At 41.1% G+C, this 18693-nt stretch carries 15 protein-coding genes and 2 CRISPR repeat arrays; of the genes, 7 read left to right on the top strand and 8 right to left on the bottom strand.

Going from position 1 to position 18693, the window contains the following annotated elements:
• Positions 1-217: 217 nt before the first annotated feature.
• A complete protein-coding gene (locus HGR01_RS07960; RefSeq protein WP_045869005.1) occupies positions 218-871 on the bottom strand; it encodes a phosphoribosylanthranilate isomerase in 654 nt (217 codons plus the stop codon).
• Positions 872-1005: 134 nt separating this feature from the next.
• Between HGR01_RS07960 and psaK the strand changes: the two genes are divergently transcribed.
• The 3 genes from psaK to HGR01_RS07975 all read left to right on the top strand — a co-directional run bounded on the left by psaK (position 1006) and on the right by HGR01_RS07975 (position 5442).
• Complete coding sequence (psaK, locus tag HGR01_RS07965) at positions 1006-1254, top strand: photosystem I reaction center subunit PsaK (protein ID WP_045869004.1); 249 nt, start codon at positions 1006-1008, stop codon at positions 1252-1254.
• Positions 1255-2633: 1379 nt separating this feature from the next.
• Positions 2634-3830 (top strand): site-2 protease family protein, encoded by a 1197-nt coding sequence (locus HGR01_RS07970; protein ID WP_045869002.1) that lies wholly within the window; start codon positions 2634-2636, stop codon positions 3828-3830.
• 973 nt (positions 3831-4803) lie between these two features.
• Positions 4804-5442: a histidine phosphatase family protein gene (locus tag HGR01_RS07975; RefSeq protein WP_045869616.1), complete on the top strand. Its 639-nt coding sequence runs from the start codon at positions 4804-4806 to the stop codon at positions 5440-5442.
• 281 nt (positions 5443-5723) lie between these two features.
• Here HGR01_RS07975 and HGR01_RS07980 read toward each other — a convergent pair whose 3' ends face one another.
• The 3 genes from HGR01_RS07980 to HGR01_RS07990 form a co-directional block, all read right to left on the bottom strand.
• The gene (locus tag HGR01_RS07980) at positions 5724-6275 is read right to left on the bottom strand and encodes a Uma2 family endonuclease (RefSeq protein ID WP_045869001.1); all 552 of its coding nucleotides are present in this window, start codon (positions 6273-6275) and stop codon (positions 5724-5726) included.
• 368 nt (positions 6276-6643) lie between these two features.
• Positions 6644-9346, bottom strand: a complete 2703-nt coding sequence (locus tag HGR01_RS07985) for a CHAT domain-containing protein (protein WP_045869000.1) — start codon at positions 9344-9346, stop codon at positions 6644-6646.
• Between the two features lie 9 nt (positions 9347-9355).
• On the bottom strand, positions 9356-11158 hold the full coding sequence (locus tag HGR01_RS07990; RefSeq protein WP_045869615.1) for a ShlB/FhaC/HecB family hemolysin secretion/activation protein: 1803 nt from the start codon (positions 11156-11158) through the stop codon (positions 9356-9358).
• Positions 11159-11742: 584 nt separating this feature from the next.
• Here HGR01_RS07990 and HGR01_RS07995 point away from each other — a divergent pair.
• Positions 11743-12075, top strand: a complete 333-nt coding sequence (locus HGR01_RS07995; protein ID WP_155539075.1) for a hypothetical protein — start codon at positions 11743-11745, stop codon at positions 12073-12075.
• A gap of 319 nt (positions 12076-12394) precedes the next feature.
• A CRISPR array of direct repeats spans positions 12395-12861; the repeat unit is 37 nt; unit sequence GTTGAAATTTCTCTTAATCCCTATTAGGGATTGAAAC.
• A 412-nt stretch (positions 12862-13273) separates the two neighbouring features.
• Positions 13274-13978: a CRISPR direct-repeat array (repeat unit 37 nt; unit sequence GTTGAAATTTCTCTTAATCCCTATTAGGGATTGAAAC).
• A 404-nt stretch (positions 13979-14382) separates the two neighbouring features.
• On the opposite strand, the gene aroH is transcribed toward HGR01_RS07995, so the two are convergent.
• From aroH to HGR01_RS08015, 4 genes are all read right to left on the bottom strand, one after another.
• Positions 14383-14796, bottom strand: coding sequence for a chorismate mutase (gene aroH / locus HGR01_RS08000; protein ID WP_045869612.1), 414 nt, complete (start codon positions 14794-14796; stop codon positions 14383-14385).
• Positions 14797-14816: 20 nt separating this feature from the next.
• The gene (locus HGR01_RS08005; RefSeq protein WP_045869611.1) at positions 14817-15056 is read right to left on the bottom strand and encodes a hypothetical protein; all 240 of its coding nucleotides are present in this window, start codon (positions 15054-15056) and stop codon (positions 14817-14819) included.
• Entirely contained in the window at positions 15038-15859 is an 822-nt protein-coding gene (sppA, locus tag HGR01_RS08010) for a signal peptide peptidase SppA (RefSeq protein WP_045869610.1), read from the bottom strand. The genes HGR01_RS08005 and sppA overlap by 19 nt, the downstream gene beginning before the upstream one ends.
• A 510-nt stretch (positions 15860-16369) precedes the next feature.
• On the bottom strand, positions 16370-16666 hold the full coding sequence (locus tag HGR01_RS08015) for a hypothetical protein (RefSeq protein WP_045869609.1): 297 nt from the start codon (positions 16664-16666) through the stop codon (positions 16370-16372).
• A 292-nt stretch (positions 16667-16958) separates the two neighbouring features.
• Between HGR01_RS08015 and HGR01_RS08020 the strand changes: the two genes are divergently transcribed.
• The 3 genes from HGR01_RS08020 to HGR01_RS08030 all read left to right on the top strand — a co-directional run bounded on the left by HGR01_RS08020 (position 16959) and on the right by HGR01_RS08030 (position 18428).
• On the top strand, positions 16959-17216 hold the full coding sequence (locus HGR01_RS08020) for a hypothetical protein (RefSeq protein WP_168160947.1): 258 nt from the start codon (positions 16959-16961) through the stop codon (positions 17214-17216).
• Between the two features lie 10 nt (positions 17217-17226).
• Positions 17227-18024: an MlaE family lipid ABC transporter permease subunit gene (locus HGR01_RS08025; RefSeq protein WP_045869608.1), complete on the top strand. Its 798-nt coding sequence runs from the start codon at positions 17227-17229 to the stop codon at positions 18022-18024.
• Positions 18025-18197: 173 nt separating this feature from the next.
• Positions 18198-18428 (top strand): hypothetical protein, encoded by a 231-nt coding sequence (locus HGR01_RS08030; protein ID WP_045869607.1) that lies wholly within the window; start codon positions 18198-18200, stop codon positions 18426-18428.
• Positions 18429-18693: the final 265 nt, after the last annotated feature.

Consider the following 18693-nt stretch of genomic DNA (forward strand, 5'->3'; position numbering starts at 1 on the left):
ATAAACTGTAAGGGATGAAGAATGAATAATTTCAATCTTCAGGCTTCATCCTTGAAAAATATGGCGCTTAGGGACTTCCAATTAAAAAATATTCCATCCCTGCGGGACGCTACGCGAACGCTATGTCGGCAGAGGAAGCAGAGGAGAAAGAATTTTTTCCTCTGAAAGTGGGATAATTTATTTTCTGGAAATCCCTTAGGCTAGATCCAGGATATTTTCAGGCGCGGATTGTGCGATCGCTCCCATAACTATTCAGCGTTAAAAATAATTTGGCGACTAAATCTAAATCTTTATCTCCCGGTTTTCTTTCCACACCGCTAGATAAATCTATACCATTGGGTTTTACTAGACTCAGGGCATCTAAAATATTATCTGGAGTTAATCCCCCAGCTAAAAACCACGGACAACCAGGGCTAAATTGTTGGAGCATAGTCCAGTCTAAGGTTTGACCTGTACCTCCAAGATGCTGCGGATGATAAGCATCTAGCAATAGCGTATCTATATAATTGGTATACTCAGTCACTTGCTGAAGATGCTCGTGGCTGCGAATTCTTAAGGCTTTGATAATTTCCACACCTGGCAAAGCTTGGCGTAACTGCTGGCAAAACTCTGGTGATTCGTTACCATGCAACTGCACGCTAGTTAAACCAGACTCGACAACTGTTTGAGTAATTTCTGGGATACTAGAGTTGGCAAACACTCCAATTTTGTCTATGTGGTGGGGTAGTGGCGCTACTGCTGCCTTGATTTGCTGTACATTAACATAGCGGGGTGAAGTTGGCACACAAATAAATCCTAGTGCCGTAGCACCAAGAGAAGCGATCGCGACAGACTGCTGAGGTTGAGTAATGCCACAAATTTTGATTCGCATAGATGTTTATCTATATTAGAAAAATACCTGTAAAAAGGTAGATATTTTTCCATTATTTTCTGGTTTTTTCCTAATCAATTTTATAATCTTGATGGTTTAAATTTATTTTCCTATTTTTAGGAGGCACAAAATTGATGTCATCCCTCTTATTAGCAGCAACATCCGTTCCTGAAACACCTGCATGGAATCCAACCGTGGCCATTATCATCAGTCTCAGCAGTGTCGTAGCACTTTTACTGTCTACCAGAATTGAATATCCTAATGTAGGGCCTAAATTACCCGGTCTTCCCGTTAGCGGTACAACCTTCCTTGCAGCAATGGCTTTTGGTCACATTATCGGTGTGGGTATTGTGTTGGGATTGACTAACATCGGTCGCCTGTAGTTTTGATTCATCAATGTTCTTAACTACATATCTCTTGTAAGTTCTGAGGCTGAAAATCTATTCAGCTTTATATTCACTTGAGTTAAACATCAATTTGTGTCTTTGTGCCTTTGTGTAAAAATCTTGCATCGCAAAGGTACGAAGACACAAGTCAGTAATTTGTCTTTCATCATTTTGTCCGCAGTTAATCCTGCTTACTTATTTAATTTTCTGAAAAAATTACAAATCAAATAAACTATTTGATATGAGAACCAGCGAATTGGCTTAATAATAAAAGTAAAGATAAAAACGTGAATTTTTTCTTTCCCTGGTTCGTAGCAGTAATATAAAATCATTAACAAGGGTAAAAAGAGCGCATATATTACAAAAGTCGGAATTAAGGAAATATTTTTGGCGATATTCCGCACTTGTATTTCACCGAGAGAAAGATTTGCCTTGTCTATCTCATCAATGCTTGCCATGTAAAAAACTGGTAAAAGCATACTGTTTATCCCAGGTAATCTAGTATTACTAACTCCAGTGTTAGACTCACCCTAACATAATCTAGGTTGTACAATAGTTCAGCTATGTACAAAGATAAATAATTTATATATAGCAATGCTTGCAGAAATTGTGAAATGACTCTTTAAGGTAGGGAATGGGAAATAAAAACAGACAACCTTTACTCTGGCTTTCAAAAATTAAATAATAACGGTATGTGCGCTTTTAATTTATTAGTGAGAGTAACAAACAACTAAAAAGCTATTAGATAAATACCGCATCCTAATTTAGGGTTTCCCTATTTGACACTAATTTATTTCACTTAATAAAATACTGCTTCAGTAATTTCAACATATTGTTTTAGAGACTTCCAGAAAATCAATTATGCAATGAATGAGAGGAAATATTATCATAAAATTATACCTCATCCACTCAAGGGAGCAATTGTATATTTTTTTCTAGTAGAAGTCCTTATCTTAGTTGTTTGTAAAACTGGCCACTACAAGGTTTATAGATAACTAATTTTGAAAACAGAAAAATACTCGCAGAAATAGACTTTTAAACTCTAATTTCGATTTAGAATAAATGCTTCTTTATGAACTTTATACAAGCGTTTAAAGAGCTTTCTTGCTTCATTTACACTAACTATTGCCATACAGGTATACTCAACGATTAAAGTTGCATTGCACCATATATATGATTAAGAAGCTTATAGATTGGAAATGAGAATTTTATTTTCTTTGCGTGATTAAATAAGATTAATTGTCTATTCTAGAAATTAGAGCATTGCCACAGTTATGGGGCACAAGGTTCGCCATAGGCACGCTTCATAGTATAAAAGAACACTTGAATTATTTATATCATCTACTACGGCAAAGATCTACTTTTAGGAAGATGTCATGCAAACAAATTGGAGAATTGGGTCTTTATTTGGGATTCCACTATTTTTAGATCCTCTGTGGTTCGTAATTTTAGGGTTAGCAACTCTCAACTTTGGGGTAGCTTACCAAGAATGGGGGAATACAGTAGCGTGGAGTGCGGGGATAGTCATGGCGCTGCTGTTATTTGGTTCGGTATTGTTACACGAATTAGGTCACAGCTTAGTAGCGCGATCGCAAGGGATTAAAGTAAATTCCATCACCTTATTTTTGTTTGGTGGGATTGCGGCGATTGAGGAAGAATCGAAAACCCCAGCTAAAGCATTTCAAGTTGCGATCGCAGGGCCTTTGGTAAGTATTGCTCTATTTTTTATCCTGCGTCTACTGGGTTCTGTGCTACCTGATACTACTCCTCTGGGTGAAATGGTCAATGATTTAGCCAGAATTAACTTAGTTGTGGCTTTATTTAACTTAATTCCCGGCTTACCCTTAGATGGAGGCCAAGTATTAAAAGCAGCACTATGGCAGTTTACAGGTAACCGCTTTCAAGCTGTACATTTAGCAGCTAGGGCGGGGCAGATTTTGGGTTATAGTGCGATCGCTCTGGGATTTGCTATAGACTTTTTTACCAGAGAACTGGCTTTAGGTTTGTGGATTGTATTGTTAGGTTGGTTTGGGATTCGCAACGCCAACAGCTATGACAGCGTCACCACATTACAAGAAACCTTGCTGAAACTCACAGCTGCTGATACGATGACGCGTGACTTCCGCGTAGTTGATGCTGATCAGACTTTACGTGCCTTTGCTGATGCATATTTATTAGATACTAATGCTCCAGAGGTTTATTTTGCTGCGGCTGATGGACGTTACCGGGGAATGGTTTCCATTGACGATTTACGCTTAGTAGAAAGAAGCCAATGGGAAACACAAACCCTACAAAGCATTGTGCTTCCATTAACAGAAATCCCGACTGTTGCAGAATCAACTCCTTTAGCGGAATTGATTAACAAAATGGAAACTGAAAAGTTACCTCGGATGACAGTCCTGTCTCCGGCTGGTGCTGTAGCTGGTGTAATTGATCGCGGAGATATTGTGCGAACTGTAGGACAAAAGTTAAACTTGCGAATTGGAGATGCTGAAATTCAACGCATTAAAGAAGATGGTAATTACCCATCAGGGATGCAATTGGGAGTAATTGCCAAATCAACTATCAGTTAATTGCTTACGCTGTAAAGACGCAGAGAATAACATCAAAATTCATTTTGCGTCTTTTCAGTGTTTTTAAATAGCTTAATTAAACAACTGTCTAATAAAAAATATATTTTTCTCGTATAGTTATATTCGCTATTAGGTATTTAGAGACCTCCACAAAAAGAAATGCCCAATTGTCATTGCGAATGTAGCGTTCGCGTAGCGTCCCGTTCGCGTAGCGTCTCCGTCAGGAGAAGGGAAGCGAAATGAAGCAACCGCAAAATATTGGGATTGCTTCACTACACTCCGTTTCGCTCGCAATGACAGCTTTTGGATCAATCATTCTGTGGAGTTCTCTTACAGTGTATTTTAGGTAAATCATATACACAGGTAGGGGCAAGGCACTACCCAGTGGTGTCAACTTAACGTGAAACCTGCTTGGTTGCAAGGTTTTTGCCCTCACCCCCAGCCCCTCTCCCACAGGGAGAAGGGAGCCAGAGATTTAGTTCCCCAACTCCAGGGGGAGAAGGGGTTAGGGGATGAGGGCGCGATTGTACAACGCCCGCCCTATAGAGCATTTAGCTTAAGTTGACACCAATGGGCAGTGCCCACCTGTGTCAACTTAACGTGAAACCTGCTTGGTTGCAAGGTTTTTGCCCTCACCCCCAGCCCCTCTCCCACAGGGAGAAGGGAGCCAGAGATTTAGTTCCCCAACTCCAGGGGGAGAAGGGGTTAGGGGATGAGGGCGCGATTGTACAACGCCCGCCCTATAGAGCATTTAGCTTAAGTTGACACCAATGGGCACTACCTTGCCCTCTAGGATATATTGATATATTGCAAACATGATTTGATTTAGTATAATTCTTTCTGCGCTTTTAAAAGTTGCTGGTTGATTAACTTTTTTGGTTGAATAGTTTGTCCTAAGGGTACATACGCGATCGCGAGATGGATGCTAATTTATGGTTGCACAAACTCCTCAATTCCAATCGCGACACAAACTATGACACTCAATTTATATTTACTGCGACATGGAGAAACTACTTTTAGTCAGAGTGGTAATTTCTGCGGTGAAACTGATGCGGAGTTGACTGCAGAAGGAATACAGATGGCGGAGAGTTTCGCCGATGTTTACCAAAAATTAAAGTGGGAAGCTGTTTATGCTAGCCCGATGAAGCGCACAATTGCAACTGCCAAGCCTTTTTGTAATGCTATTGGTATGGATATGCAGTTGCGTGACGGACTCAGAGAAGGTAGTTACGGTAAATGGGAAACTAATAGTAAATCTTTTGCTCAAGAGAAGTATGCTGAAAACTATGTCAAATGGTTGACAGAACCCGCTTGGAATGCACCCATAGGTGGAGAAACGGCGGTAGATATTGCTAACCGTGCTATGCCTGTAATTGCCGAGATTCAAGACAAACATCCCGAAGGTAATGTTTTAGTAGTTTCCCATAAAGCCACAATTCGGATTCTACTTTGCAGTTTACTCGGAATTGATTTAGGACGCTATCGCTACCGGGTGAATATTTTGGTTGCGTCGGTAAGTATGGTGAAATTTGATGTTAATGGGCCTTTGTTAGAAATATTAGGCGATCGCCATCATATACCCGATCATCTCCGCTCGCGCGCGGGAACATAAGGGAATTACTCAAAAAATATACAATCCTAGATGTAGGGCAATACTTGTCGGTTAAGGGCAAAAGGCGAAGGGGAAAAGGGACAAGAAAAAACCTTTAACCCTTACCCTTTCACCTTTTCCCCAAACCAAATTAAGAGTTGAAAATCCTTAACCGAGCAGTATTGAGATGTAGGGTGTGTTACGGCGATGGAAAGATTTGGGACTTAGAGACAATGAGATATCGCCGTAACGCACCATTGATGCTGTTCAATTACGAATTACGAATTACGAATTACGAATTCTTATTTATTAATAATCCTTTCCACTAAGATAGAAACATCTGGAAATGCTAGCGGTTGAATTATGCCAGCAGTTATTGTCAATTTTGTAGCATATTCTCCATCCAGAGGTTCTCTGAATACTACCAAATGTAGCTTTTTGAGATTGACAACCCAATACTCGATAATGCCAACTTCTGCGTAAACTTTGCTTTTAGTTTCTAAATCTTTTTCTAAACTGGAGTTAGAGTATTCAATCACCCAAAATATATTTTCTGGGTAGGGATGATGCTCTCGATATTCCCGTCCTAAACGTTGCACAATGGCAATATCCGGTTCTGGTTCCGAGTGGTTAGGTAGAGTAATGGGTTTGGCTTCACGAATTGTAGCGCGCTCTCCCAATAAATTTGCTAAATACTCAGCAGCTTCATCACTACAATAAGCGTGAGGTTCCCCTTCCGGCGACATTTCTACTATTTCTCCCTTGAGTAATTCCACCTTGCGATCGCTTAAAATGCCAGCGTCAATCATGCGATGATATTCGTCAATTGTCCACTTGGCAGTAATAACGCTCATGGCGATTGCTCTCTCCCAATTATTCTATTTATTTTGTCATATTCTTATACCAATTTAAATAATGGTTGCGGCCAATAAATTTCATGTAGGGGCACGGCACCAATAAGATAATTGAATATACCAAAATATTGTAGATGCCGTGCCCTTGCCATCTGCGACATTCTTTTTTAAAAAAATATCTGATGGTAAAGTATATGAATTTGTTGAAGGTGCGTTGCGCTACGCGACAACACACCCTACATTTCAATTATTATTCAATTACGAATGACAAATGATAAATGACAAATGACGAATTACTGTTGAAGGTGCGTTGCGCTACGCGACAACACACCCTACATTTCAATTATCATTCCATTCCCCATTCCCCCTTATTGCCAATTACCCACTAATACAAAAGGTGCCCAAAAATAGGGATGTTTAAACCGAGGATTTAATTCTCCTGAAAGTAGATATAATTGAGCATTACGCAACGCTTCGGCTTTTTTTTGATGGCGCGCTATCTCTTTATAAAATTGAATCATTAAAGCGGCTGTCGCTTCATCATTTACACTCCAAAGGGTTGCTAATGTACTGCGCGCTCCCGATTGCACTGCTATTCCAGCTATTCCTAAGGCGGCGCGGTTATCGCCAGCCGCAGTTTCACAAGCGCTGAGAATCAGTAAATCAATTACTCCTTGGTTGCTGTTTTCATGAGACTTCAACACAGAACTGAAATCTCTGACGTTGAGTCTGGTATTCCAAGTCAAAATGAAGGTATCTTCTACTTTGGAACTAAATTTACCATGAGTTGCTAGATGTAAAATGCCGCCAGAAAACGATTTAATTGCTTGTTCAATTGTTTGCGGGGTAAAATTTTGATCGATAAAGTTTCCTGAGGTGGAAAATATAGTTTTAATTTGCTCTAATTCATATTTCACACCTGGTAAGGCGGGAAATTCGTCACGCGCTTCACTCAGTCCCCCTACTAATGCTTGTAATTGTTTTTTGGCTAAAGGTTGGGGGGGTAATAGTTCTAAACCTGGTGTAATGGCAATGTTATATTGTTTCTGAATTAAATATTGCTTTTTCTGTCTATCGTAAAGTGCAGAGATGGGAATACTTTGTAAGGTTCCATCTAAGACAAATACGAGATTTTTCACACCACTATTTTGTAAATCTGTTTCGATAGGTCTAATCAACCAATCATATACCTGTTGGGATGTGCGGATAAATTCATGGAAGCTGACAGCAAAGATTTTTTTATGTAGTTCTTTAACTGTGGTTTCAAATGTATTTTTGGGGATGACAACGGTATGCAATTTCAGCGACTTGTTTTTTTGCTGATTTGGTAGGGAGACAATAATGGCGACGCGATCGCTTAAAATGACTGGGTAGATGACGGCTGTTTGGCGTTGCTGATCGATGTCATCTATCTGTACGGGTTTGCTGTCTAAACAAGCTTGGCGGAAAAAGTTATCTAGTTCTGCTAACTGTAAGGATTCGATGACTTTTCTGGCTTGATCGAGGTTATCGGCGCTGGGTTCTCCGGTTTTGGGCAAGAGCAAACTTACATACTCGCGGTACACTGGTTCTACTTCATCTCGGAAGGAAAATTGCGCGTCACGGTTGACGCTAACTAAATCACGCCGGATAGATTTTAAGTTCTTCACGGCTTGATCGTAAGCTGCGATCGCACCTGGTTGATTATTTTGAGGGTTACCAGTAGCGCTAAGAATTCTTCCTAATTGCCATTGCCAACGATAAGCAATATCTCTGGCTTGTATACCTAAAGCCAATTTTAGCGCTTGTTGGGTGAGGAGTTGCCCTTGGTGCCATTGCTGAGTATATTCGTATAAACTACCCAAAGTACCTAAAGCATAGGATTGCGATCGCACATCTGCTAAATTCTGCGCTTGCTGATATCCTGTAGCGACAATTTTGGCGGCGGTACAGAGGGAAGCTGCAGAGGTACAGTTATCTTGGCTAGTAATGTCACTCTTGGCTAATAATCCGCTTTTGGCTAGTTTTAGCAGGGTTTGAGCAAAGTTAATCCGCGCAAACACACTACTGCGGCTGGGGGGTAAAGTCTCCAGCTTTGCAGGTAAAGTATTTACCAAAGTGAGAATTTGCTGTTGAATTTCTGGTGTGGTTGGAGATTGGGTTAAGAGATTTAATTGATTTAATTGTGCTTGTAACTGGGTTGTTGGCTGCGGGGAAAGACTAGCAGCGCGTTGATAAAACTGTATGGCTTCTTGAGTGTTTTGCTGTGCTTGGGCTGTATTCCCCAAACTCAGGAGGATTTCTGCAAGCTTTTCTGATTCGGGGGTTGGCTGCGCTGGTGTAGGAGTTTGCGGAGTACAGAGATTTTCCGAGTGCGATCGCTTGGCTTGAATTTCACAACTTTGTGCTAATATCTGGCGAGATTGAGTCACATCTCCCACTACCCGCAGGGTATTACCCAGACTCAGCAAGCCTGTGACTTTTAACAGAGAATCTGGTTGTTTATTTAAACTCAGCTGAATTTCTTCTAAAGTAGTTGTAGCGCGACGGTAAAGCCCTAATGTTTGCAAAGCTTGGGCTTGATTAATCTTACTGCCAATTTTCCCTGGCTCATCGCCAATTTTATTGTAAGTAGCTGTGGCTATTTGCCAACTACTCAAGGCTTTTTCAGTTTCTCCCTTGGCTAATTGTAGTTGACCTTGAGTGTTGAGTGCTTGAGCCAGGATAGATAAATAATTTTGACTATCGCTTTTATTTTGTAATAATTGCAAACTCTCGGTGCTAGATTTCTCTGCAGCAGTTAAATTTCCCAACTGTTGATAAGTTAAAGACAGATAATTCAATACCAGCGCTTGATTAAGTTTCTCGCCCTTAGTTTGAAACGCCGCGTAAGCCTGTTGAAAAATCTGTAATGCTGGGGAATATTGCTCTTGTTGATATAAACTTAAACCTTGCTCTAATAATGATTGAGCAGTTGGCGGTTGATTGCTCAATACTGGGGAATTAATAATTGCGGCTATTGGTGTAACTTGCTGCAATAGATGAGGAGATTTATTCAGAGATAAAGCCGTTAACAATAAAAATATAGACATAATCAGGCTCTAAAATGGTTGCGTATAGATAATAGAAAAATAAAGTCCGTTTTCTTGCCAAGTATTTTTATTCGCAATATTAATTCCCAGAGGAATACCCCAATCTAAACGCGCAGTTAAATTACTTTGTTGCCATAATAACCCAATGCCAGTTGATGCTATAGTATCGGGATTTAGAGTAGTTCTCCCTGGTTGGTAAATATTCCAAGCTGTACCAAAATCTAAAAATGGCGTAACCTGTAATAATCCATTTACCTGTGGAACTCTCAGCACCGGATAGCGTAATTCCGCAGTGGCGACAAAGCCATTATCAGCTAATATTTGGTCTTGACGATAACCGCGCACAGTCGCAACCCCTCCCAAACCAATTTGTTCAGAAGCTAATAATGGCCTATCAGCTAATTGCAAATCTCCACGGATTAAAAATAGCGTTTCCGGTGCTAACAACCGCACCCATTGCGCCTGTCCTCTCCAGGTAAAAAATCGCCCATCTGGTGGATCTTCATTAATTGTCGTACCTAAAGCATCAATACCAAAACTAAATTGAGAACGCGCCGCAAATACTTGTTCACTACTACGCTGAGTCCAATCTTGAAATAATCTTAATATAGTTACTTTTGTCTGACCATTGGTATCAGCACCCGATGAGGGAAAAGGAAGCCTTTCGCCTAATTGTGACTCCAAAAAACCAACATCACTTTCTCGATGAGTTGCACTAATTCCAACTGCAAATTCAGTGCTGGGAGTTTGGATTAATGGTTGGCGGAAACTGATACCATACTCCTGGGAAGTTCCTTCAATATCTAAAAAATCAAAAGGGTCTTCAATGACATTACTAGATGCATAGCTATAATTAAACTGCAAAGTCCCATTGCGGGGATTAATCGGCAATTTATAACTCACATCTACACTATTACTACCATCAGTATTGGCATATCCAATACTTAACCCATCACCCAATCCCAAAAGATTGGCTTGATTAAGTTGAATTTGGCGCTGAAAACTCCCGATACCAGGAGTGCGGTTATTATCTAAACTAACTTGTGCGCTAAATGTTTTTGCTTCCGCGACTTTTACCGCTAACACCGAAGCACCAGGATTCACCCCATTCCCCAGTTCCGCAGAGACATTTTTAATTAGTGGATCTAACTGTAATAATTGCAAAGCTTGCAGCAACTTCTTTAAATTTAACGGCTTATTTGTTGCTAAAGCTAAACGACTGCTCACATAATTAGGATTCAGCCGTTTTGTCCCTTGAACATCAATACTTTCTAAACTACCTTCTACAACTTGAATTTTAACTACCCCACCCGCCGCTTTAAAAGTTTGGTCGGCGGGAATGTACGCACCAGAGTTAACATAACAAGGTAAATCGGTGTTTTTATATTCAGCTTGACAACCTTTAGTATAGAGTTGCGTAACTTTATCAGCTACCTCTAATAATTGAGCAAAGGTGATAGGTTTATTGATAAATTCTTGAGTAACTGCGTTTAATTCTTTTGGACTAAATACAGTACTCCCAACCACATCAAACCCCGTTACCAGAATTGTCCCCGCTAAATCTTGAGGAATCGTCTCCGGCGTGGTTATATTAGTAGATGGAGACTTTAATAATTCTTCAAAATTTGGTAGCTGTGGTAATGTTGGCGTTGTTGGCGTAGGTTGTTCTAATTGCCGGTCAATATCTTGTATAGGTGGTTCAGTAGCAGTTTGCGCTAATGATTTAGAAGCAAATAACCCGATAATTAAAAAGCTAAATATCAGCCAACCCCTACCCAAATTCCCAACTTTCTTTCTCTGTGGACTCTGCATCCTCCGTGGTGCGTTAATTTTTAAATCTCTTTTAATATTAGATAATCCATACATATAAATATTTAGCTTTTTAATTCATGCTTTTGACTAACTAGATAACACCAGAAATCATTTCACGCCGGGAACAAAGACTTAATTTGTGCTGGAAACAATTTGTTTTTAACAGCACATCTGGAGAAATGCAGACAGTACAGAGAAAACCCCAGTACATCAAAGACTAACAATACTTCGCTACTGACGCTAAATACCGCAGTAATTATAGAAATAATTAATACACCATGCCTTTTAAGCTTGGGTGAGATTGTAGTATAACTGCAACTCAGCTATTATGTCGTGTGAGGCAGTTGACAAATATCTTTACATAGTTAATTACTGCGTATAATTGCGTAATTTACCCACACCTACGCATAATAGAAAAGTCAATAATTAGTATTACTGGGTGCGATTTATACGGATATACTGCGTCTACACAGCCAATACAGTTCGGTTAAGGGGGAAAGGGAAAAGGGGAAAAGGAAAAGGGGAAAAGGATTGAATTCACCCTTACCCTTTTCCCATTACCCTTTTCCCAAATCACGAGGGAGATGCAAAATACTTATCCGAACCGTATTGGTTACACAGCTTGCGATCGCTCATCCATAGAGAACATTGGTTCCTTCACAACCAACCTGATCGGGTTGTCTATCAACGAGCGCTCATCCATAGAGAACATCGGTTCGTTCACAACCAACCTGATCGGGTTGTCTATCAACGAGCGCTCATCCATAGAGAACATCGGTTCGTTCACAACCAACCTGATCGGGTTGTCTATCAATGAGCGCTCCTTCGTTCACAACCAGATCTCCTTCACGCACAACCAGCTCTCCTTGGTAACCAACCTCGTCAATTTCTCCACTAACCAGCTCTCAATATATTGATGTTTGAGCCTTCCTAATGCATTAGCTGTGGTGCTAAGGTTGGATATATGGGCAGAAAATCAGCCCGCGACGATACTATTTTCTTGGCAGAATGCGCGGATGGGTAGGTGTCAAAAAGGCAATCTCACCAAAAACAGCTAAAACTATTTATACGTAAGGCTTCCACTGATTCATGGCTGTTCAATCACCCGCGCGCTTTACAGAGATTGACTTTCAGCCATTTTGCGTTTGCTGTTTCATTATTGCTTATGTTATTATGGCACTGTCCGCGAAACAGAACCTTGAAAACTATATATACATCGGCTTTGGGAGTTCCGCCGTTGAAATTTCTCTTAATCCCTATTAGGGATTGAAACATTATAAAATGAAACTTTACTGAAATTTCTAGCGGTTGAAATTTCTCTTAATCCCTATTAGGGATTGAAACGCAATGCAGATGTGCAATGAAATAATGAATGCTGTTGAAATTTCTCTTAATCCCTATTAGGGATTGAAACTAATTGCTGCTCAATTGGCTTTTTGCTATTTATCCAGGTTGAAATTTCTCTTAATCCCTATTAGGGATTGAAACCGTACTCATCACCAGGGAATGGGGCGGTATCGCCTGTTGAAATTTCTCTTAATCCCTATTAGGGATTGAAACAACATATCGCCCCCCATCAGCGGCCAATCTGCTAGTTGAAATTTCTCTTAATCCCTATTAGGGATTGAAACAGAACAATTTTATAAAATCTATGACCTCAAAGAAGTTGAAATTTCTCTTAATCCCTATTAGGGATTGAAACATTAATTCATGTCCATATCCCGACGACTCATAAAAGTTGAAATTTCTCTTAATCCCTATTACTCACCATTCGCGTAATCCAAATCGGAAATAATTAATTCCCAAAAAACCATGAAATTCCTACTATATATAGCTTTGGTTTTGGTAATCAGAATAGAAAGCTTACACTTACCCGATTTCCCTCAAAGATTTCAGTAGGAATCTGAATGTATCGGTGCGATCGCACCGTCATCGCACTGTGAACTAACCACGCCTCTAAAGGGTATATGGATAAAAGTTTGATGCGATTAATCCTTTTGTTGTAAGCCTTTTAACCATTTTGATGAATTCTTTATTTTCAGAATCGATTACGCGAACGATGAGCTATTAGGGATTGAAACGAACAAATGGAATTATCGCCAGTCAAACTGTATCGTTGAAATTTCTCTTAATCCCTATTAGGGATTGAAACCATCAGCCAAATAACTAAACTCGCTAGCATCCATGTTGAAATTTCTCTTAATCCCTATTAGGGATTGAAACAACCAGTCCGTCTACCAGGGAGGAATACTATAAAGAAGTTGAAATTTCTCTTAATCCCTATTAGGGATTGAAACTTATTGATAGCAGAAGGAGACCCCAATCTTCCATTTGTGGTTGAAATTTCTCTTAATCCCTATTAGGGATTGAAACAATAGTAATGCCGATAGGCAGGGGTTGACATTCTACAAGTTGAAATTTCTCTTAATCCCTATTAGGGATTGAAACATTACACCATCGGGAATGCTCCAGGTTCTCAGCAGTTGAAATTTCTCTTAATCCCTATTAGGGATTGAAACAAGCAATCGGGTAATGTACGGAGCGCCAACGGGAAGCGGCGTTGAAATTTCTCTTAATCCCTATTAGGGATTGAAACTTCAATACTCTAACTCTATCCCCCCAACAATTATGTTGAAATTTCTCTTAATCCCTATTAGGGATTGAAACAAGACTACGACGGATAAGCAGCAAGGTTAATACTGTTGAAATTTCTCTTAATCCCTATTAGGGATTGAAACAAGTATTAGCCGCATTAGCGGAAGTAGTAACGATAGTGGCAAGAGGTTGAAATTTCTCTTAATCCCTATTAGGGATTGAAACTGCCAAAATCGGAACGGGCATCAATAAAGTCTTTGTAGGGGCACGGCATCCACAATCTTTTGGTATATCAAATTATCTCTTACCCTTTCACCTTTTCCCCTAACTAAATTCCCAGTTGAAAATCCTTAACCGAGCAGTATTGCCTCGCGCCCTCATCCCCTAACCCCTTCTCCCGCAGGAGAAGGGGAACTAAATCTCTTGCTCCCATCTCCCCGTGGGAGAGGGGCTGGGGGTGAGGGCGAAACCTTGCACAAGAGCGGGTTTCACGTTAATTTGACACCACTGGGGCAATGCCTTGCCCCTACAATCTGTCGCCTTCTTTTGTCAAATTGGTATAAGATTTCTCTTCTCTATGCTTTGGCTTTGAGGGTAGATGATTTTATCAACTCATCTACTCACCCACTTTAAACCTTTGACTCAACTACTTGTTGCACTCCATTTAATTGCTGAGGCAAACTCCAGTCAGGACGCAAGTTAGCCGCATGACGTAAATATATGTGGTAAATTGGCGCGGAAGTTGGCAGGTAAACGTGGATTAAAAAGCGGATACAGCGCTGTAAACTGCCTTCAACGTGCATTTGTTGCACATCCAACATAGCGACACCATCCCAACCTGGACGTGTTCTTGCGATCGCAGCTGGAAAAATCGCATCCAAATCCCGCGTCACAGAAAACGTTACGCTAATCATATCCTTTGGCTGGAGATGATTCCGTTGTTCCAGTTCATCTAATAATTCTGTTACCGCTTCTCGAATCGCCTCAGTAGTATTTTCTGAAACCGTTATCGCTCCACGAATAGCCTTCATTTGCCACTCCACGCCCAATCCTCCTTAATTAGTCAGTTGTCAATTGTCATTGGGGAAGGGGGAAGGGGGAAGGGGTAATGAGTAATGAGTAATGAGTAATGAGTAATGAGTAATGGGGTGTTTGGTTTTGGTAATTTCTCCTCATCTCCCTCATCCTCCTCATCCCCCTCATCTCCCTCATCCCCCTCATCTCCCTCATCCCCCTCATCCCCCTCATCCTCCTCATCTCCCTCATCTCCCCAATCCCCAATCCCTACGGCCGATACAACCACAGGGGTAAACCACTGGTAGACATTTCAAATTCCAACCAGTCAATACCTGCGCCAATACTTGATGAAGCTTGGCGACTTCCTGGGAGTAAGCGACTCAGCAGGGGTTTACGTTCTTCTAGAGTGAAACATTGTGTTTTTTCTGGATCGAGTCCGACTAGTTCTGCTGTCCAACGACGTGCATCTTCCTCTGTTCCCAGACGATCTACTACACCTAACTCTAAGGCTTGCTGTCCGGTGAATATCCGCCCATCGGCAAAACTTCTCACAGTTTCTACCGCTAAAGAACGACCTTCAGCTACGGTTTGCACAAACTGCTGATAACTAACGTCAATCAATTCTTGTAGAATACCTTGTTCCGGTTCCGTCAGTTCCCGGTCAAATGCCAAAATATCTTTGTAAGGGCCGGATTTAATGACTTTAAAGGAAACACCGATTTTATCTAACAAGCGTTCTAAGTTATTGCCTCGCAAAATTACACCAATGCTACCCGTGATTGTACCCGGGTTAGCCATGATATACTCGGCTCCCATGCCAATGTAGACACCGCCAGAAGCCGAAATATTACCAAAACTGGCAACAATTTTTATCTTCTCCCGCAAACGTTTGAGGGCACTGTAAATTTCTTGAGAATCTCCCACAGTACCGCCAGGGCTATCAATCCGCAGCAGCAACGCCGGAAACTTTTTTTCCTCTACAGTTTTCAGTGCTTCCAGAACACGTTTACGAGTTCCACCAGAAATCGCACCATTAATTTCAATCCGCGCTATTTGTTTACTCAACCTGGGCTTAAAAGGCCAAACCATAATCAGTCATTAAATCTCGTAATACACCCAATATAGAATGCCCAGTGGTCAGACGACCCGCTTTTATCAGCATCAAACAATGCACAGGTACTATCCTTCACCAAACATTAAGGAAATTTTTAGATTGAAATAGCTATTTATCTGATATTTTCATCTTTATTCAGCTGGCAAAAACTAAGAATCTAAAAAATCAATAACCTAAATTGGGTGTGTAGCACAATTGCCACAAACACTTAACCTGGTTTTAACTTTAGTATAAATAAGAGTGCCTAAGTTGCAGAAACGTGATGATTCGCCCGGTTACAGAGACGCGATGAATCGCGTCTGTACAAGAGTCAAAAGTTATTCCCTCTGCCTCCTGCTTTTTGCCCCCTGCCTTCTGCCTTAATTAATAAAATTTCCAGAATGCCCATCCAGAGCTAGTTGAGGATAAGCATCCTCTAATTATGAAATATAAATACTTATAGATTGGTCAGCCAATCAAAACTTGAATATGCTGATGCACTCAACTTAGGAATCAATGCGGAGAATTTGACACCGATAATAAGCGTAGATGTCAAACAGCGCTCCCACAAAACTACAAGTTAAACTAATAACAAATAAGCCCCGCAGAGGAGTACCACTGCCAAAGGTAGCGAGAAAATGTATAATTTGTTGAGCGATCGCTTCATTGATGCCTTGTAACCCTGGGATATGACCCAACAGAGATACCACCAGCAAGAAGCCACCAACTAAAAGCATGGGTAGGGAAAAACTAAAGACAATCGTAAGTAGCAGGGAACGGAGAAAGTTAGTAAACACAGTCATTGAAACGACACTCCGCGGTTAGGGTAGACAATAGCGATAAAAGCTGCAATGTCATCTTCTACAATACGAGCGATCGCCCCTCAGCAACCAAGATGTCAAAAATCTTAAGTTTTCATTAAAAAAAAGTGCTATCTCACAGATGAGTTTGGTTCAGCGCAAATAGGCTATGAAGCGAGCAAAACCATTGTCATATATAGATTTTAGTTTATAGTTATCATCAAAACGCAATTCCAGCTTGCTCAAAAAGCCCTTAACTTTATGAGACGAGCTTTAAAGTAAGTTAATGTTTGGCATGGGGCATTGGGCATTGGGCATTGGGCATTGGGGAGATGAGGGAGATGAGGGAGATGAGGGAGATGAGGGAGATGAGGGAGATGAGGGAGATGAGGGAGATGAGGGAGATGAGGAGAAATTACCAACACCCAATTACTCATTACTCATTCCCCATGCCCCATGCCCCATGCCCCATGCCCCATCCCCAAACTTTTTCCATTTACCAATTCCCTCAAGGCGTTTAGTTTCGCTATTCTTAAGGCAGTTACCGAGTTAGCTACAAAACATTGAGTGAGACTACATCCAAATCCAGTCTAGGCGCGTGGGGTCAGCGGTTGCTGGCAGCGATTTTTTTGGGTGGACAAGTACTGGTTCACCTCCTACGAATCAGAATTCATTGGCGAAATACTAAAGAGCAAATGGCCTCAGTGGGGCCAGATTCGCTCTTTATTGCGCTGTTAACGGCGATTTTTGTGGGCGCGGTGTTTACCATTCAGGTAGCACGGGAGTTTATTAACTTTGGGGCGGGAAATTTTGTTGGCGGGGTGCTGGCGGTAGCCTTAACCAGAGAACTGTCGCCTGTATTGACAGCCGTAATTTTAGCGGGGCGAGTGGGTTCGGCTTTTGCGGCTGAAATTGGCACTATGCGAGTCACAGAGCAAATTGATGCTCTATTAATGCTCAGAACAGACCCTATTGATTATCTAGTTATTCCCCGTGTCTTAGCTTGTTGCATAATGTTGCCAATTTTAACTCTCTTGTCTTTGGTGACAGGGTTATTAGGGGGAATGTTAATTGCCACAAATTTATACAACATCGCTGATACCGTATTTCTCGACTCGGCGCGTAATCTGCTTGGTCTTTGGGATATTTTGAGCGCCATGATTAAGGCGTTTTGCTTTGGCATTTTAATTGCGGTAATTGGTTGTAGCTGGGGTTTAACAACAACCGGAGGCGCTAAGGGGGTAGGACAATCAACTACCACTGCTGTAGTCACAGCCTTGCTCATTATATTTGTCAGTAATTTCTTTCTTTCTTGGTTAATGTTTCAAGGCCCTGGTAGTGCATTGATCAAAGGGATGTAGCAAGACTTTTAGGCTAAGGGAGAAAGGTAAAAGGGAAAAGGTGTAAATTTAGCCATTACCCCTTTCCCTTTCACCTTTTACCAAACGACTGATCCAAAAAGTATTGGCAGATGTAGTTATACTCTCACTCTTAATCAGGGACTTCCTAATAAAAAAATATCCCAGTATTTATTGTGGGGTGGACATCTTGTCCGCCCAGTTTATGTGGCTGGCAAGATGCCCGCCCCACAAGATATAAGATAATTTATTTCGTGGAAGTCCCTAACGCGCCTCCTCAACCACGAAATTTTAAAATAGGAGAAGCAGATTTTGCATCTGTGGATCAAGGCTTACAGCCTCTAGTACAACACAAGCTAACATCTCAAACAATCACAAACCTTGATAGACAGCAGATTACAAGTTGATGAGGTACAGATAATTGTCAGGGCAAGGCACTGCCTAGTGGTGTCAAATTCAGCTAAAAGCGATCTAGGGTGGGCGGTACAAATACCTCGCGCCCTCATCCCCTAACCCCTTCTCCCGCAGGAGAAGGGGAACTAAATCTCTGGCTCCCTTCTCCCTGTGGGAGAGGGGCTGGGGGTGAGGGCGAAACCTTCCACAAGAGCGGGTTTCACGTTAAGTTGACACCAATGCCCCTACCTATGTACTTGATTTACCTGAAATATGCTG

Source organism: Tolypothrix sp. PCC 7712, assembly GCF_025860405.1.
Classification (GTDB): Bacteria; Cyanobacteriota; Cyanobacteriia; order Cyanobacteriales; family Nostocaceae; genus Aulosira; species Aulosira diplosiphon.